General features: G+C 58.5%; 3 protein-coding genes and 1 pseudogene. All 4 read right to left on the bottom strand.

What is annotated here, in order from left to right:
* Nucleotides 1-156 precede the first annotated feature (156 nt).
* Nucleotides 157-507: pseudogene (locus A3AG_RS34385) on the bottom strand (formate/nitrite transporter family protein); the annotation flags it as partial.
* A 453-nt stretch (nt 508-960) separates the two neighbouring features.
* Nucleotides 961-1,227 carry a DUF5676 family membrane protein gene (locus A3AG_RS0100170; RefSeq protein WP_012354639.1) on the bottom strand — a complete coding sequence of 89 codons (267 nt, stop codon included), beginning with the start codon at nt 1,225-1,227 and terminating at the stop codon, nt 961-963.
* A 24-nt stretch (nt 1,228-1,251) separates the two neighbouring features.
* A complete protein-coding gene (locus A3AG_RS0100165; RefSeq protein ID WP_012354638.1) occupies nt 1,252-1,917 on the bottom strand; it encodes a methyltransferase family protein in 666 nt (221 codons plus the stop codon).
* Complete coding sequence (locus A3AG_RS32360) at nt 1,914-2,189, bottom strand: DUF2933 domain-containing protein (protein ID WP_012354637.1); 276 nt, start codon at nt 2,187-2,189, stop codon at nt 1,914-1,916. The genes A3AG_RS0100165 and A3AG_RS32360 overlap by 4 nt, the downstream gene beginning before the upstream one ends.
* Nucleotides 2,190-2,383 lie beyond the last annotated feature (194 nt).

Genomic DNA, 2,383 nt, shown 5'->3' with positions numbered 1-2,383 from the left:
CAAGGTCATCAAGCGCCGCGCGTACGGCTATCGCGACGAGGAATACTTCTTCCTCAAAATCCGCGCAGCCTTCCCCGGAATTCCTCGATGAACCCAAAAAAAGGCGTCGGTTGCCGAAAGTCCGGCCTTGGCGGTGGCGATGGCGACGACTGTGGTTGCTACGGCACCCCCATTCATCGTGGCGTGGCCCGAAAGCCAGACCAGCAGCGCCAGCCCGAGTGCGCCAATGAAATTGGCCATGCACACGACCACCCAGTTGCGCAGCACGTCGCGAGTGCTTACGCAGCCGCTGGCCCAGGCCATGGCCAGCAGGTTATTGCCGGTAAACAGTTCAGCACCGGCCACCGTCACCAAAATCAGGCCAAGCGAAAATCCAAGCCCCCCTAGCAGGCGACTCGCTGCGAAGCCGAGCGATGCATCGCTGCTCACCAGAGCAAACATCAGCGCGCCCAGCCCGATGAACGCCCCCGCGAGCATGCCTAGCATTGCCAGCGTGAGCAGCGGCATGTGAGCCTTGGCAATGCAGAATTCGTTGACCCTGCTCGCGACTTGTTTAGGCGAGTAAACGTCAAAGCCATGGTCGGCTACAGGCGTCATTGCGACACTCCTGGGGGGCGTTAGCTGGGAGAGTTCCTGGTGCAAGCTACTGTAGGACGCCAGACCGGCCTCCATTTGATCGGCCGCAAGTATTATGGGTAATGGCAATGCGCTGCGACGCGCGTCTGGACGAGTTCAAGGGCGCGGCAATCGCGCTCAGAACCACCGGGCAATCGAAGATGACTCGCGGATGATCGTGCTCGCGCCAGGCTCTGCGTACATTGAGTCGTTGTCAACGCGACGACTCTGACACGTGGACGCTGCTTCTCTACGCGCATGGCCCATGGTTGCAGCGGTAGTGGCTCCAGCAAGGCCAACACCCTAACGGTGCCGACGCGCCGGTGCGTGCATATGCCCATGGCTTCAATCCTCATTTCCCACTTTGTTGCCAAGCCAGGCGAAGAAGACACCAACGGCGAAAAACCAGATCGCGAACACAATGGCCGGATACGCGGTATCCCACCAGGAGAACGACTGACCGGTCTGGAGCCGCCTGAAATCGAGCCCGTGAAAAAGTGAGTTCATGAAGTTCATGAACGGCTCCGGGAGTGCTACCCAAACCAGAGTACACAAGATATAGAACAACACAACCGTGAGGGAAAGCACGATGCCAGTCTTGATGGGTTTCATGACTACCTCCTTGGTTCAGCCGCTTCAGTGAGGCTTGGCGCGAAACAACTGGCTGAATCGAATCCGTGGAACGAACCCAGGCGTTCGCCTGCGGTACGCTTCATACTGCTGGCCGAATGCTTCCAGCACATCTTGCTCCTCCGCTCTGGCCAAGCGAACATACATCCAGGCGAGAACCGGGAACATCAACAAGATAAGAATCGTCGGCCATTGCAGGAGGAAGCCGGCCATGACGAGAATGAACGCAACATACTGCGGATGCCTGATGTGCGCGTAGAGGCCCGTCGTCGCCAGACGGCCTTCCTGCTGCGCATTGTATAGAACACGCCAGGCGGATGACAACATCAGGAAGCCGCCGAAGATAAGGATATTGCTGGCGATATGGAATGGCCCCAGGTGCGGATTGCCTTGCCAGCCGAACAGCATCTCAGGCAGATGGCCCGCGTCGTGCGACAGGAAATCGATGCCAGGGAATCTCGCCGAGAGCCACGGCAGCATGAGGTAGATCGTCAAGGGGATCCCGTACATCTCGGTGAAGAGAGCAACAATGAACGCCGAGAACGCGCCAAAGGACCGCCAGTCACGAGATGTCTTGGGCTTGGCGAAGCTGAAGGCGAAGACGATGAATACCGCCGAATTGATGATCACCAGCGACCACAGCCCATAGCCGTATTGCGGATGCTCGGTCATCGCCGTCCTCCATCGATGTCATGACCGTCCCGCGCTCGCCCCTGTCGGTGATGACCATGCCCGTGCCCCTGGTGCATGAAAAGATGCATCAACGGACAGGCGGCCAGGAGCAGGTAAGGCAGGGCCTGGATGACATGGGCCCGGTGCTCTGTCCAGAGAAAGTAGCCAATGACAAGCAGAAATCCGACCGTAACCAGTCTTGACCTCGATAGCCGCCGCTCCGTCGCTTGAACGCGCTCATCATTGCTTGTCGTTGCCAGCTTGCCCGACATAGAAGCCTCCTTGCGCGCAACGGCGCAGGCAAAGCCTTGCTTCTCTTCAGTATCGGTGCCGAAAGACGCTCGCCCTTGAGGTCGATCAAGGAAATCGAAGCCTAACAGGCTGCTGAAGTACTCATCGCGCTAGCGATGAGTTTTTCCCCGCAAGGCGGGGAGCGCTGTTTTTCACAATCCGGAAGCCGGACGTC

This window comes from Cupriavidus neocaledonicus, from assembly GCF_000372525.1.
GTDB lineage: Bacteria > Pseudomonadota > Gammaproteobacteria > Burkholderiales > Burkholderiaceae > Cupriavidus > Cupriavidus neocaledonicus.
This window is presented reverse-complemented; position numbering and strand designations above follow the sequence as displayed.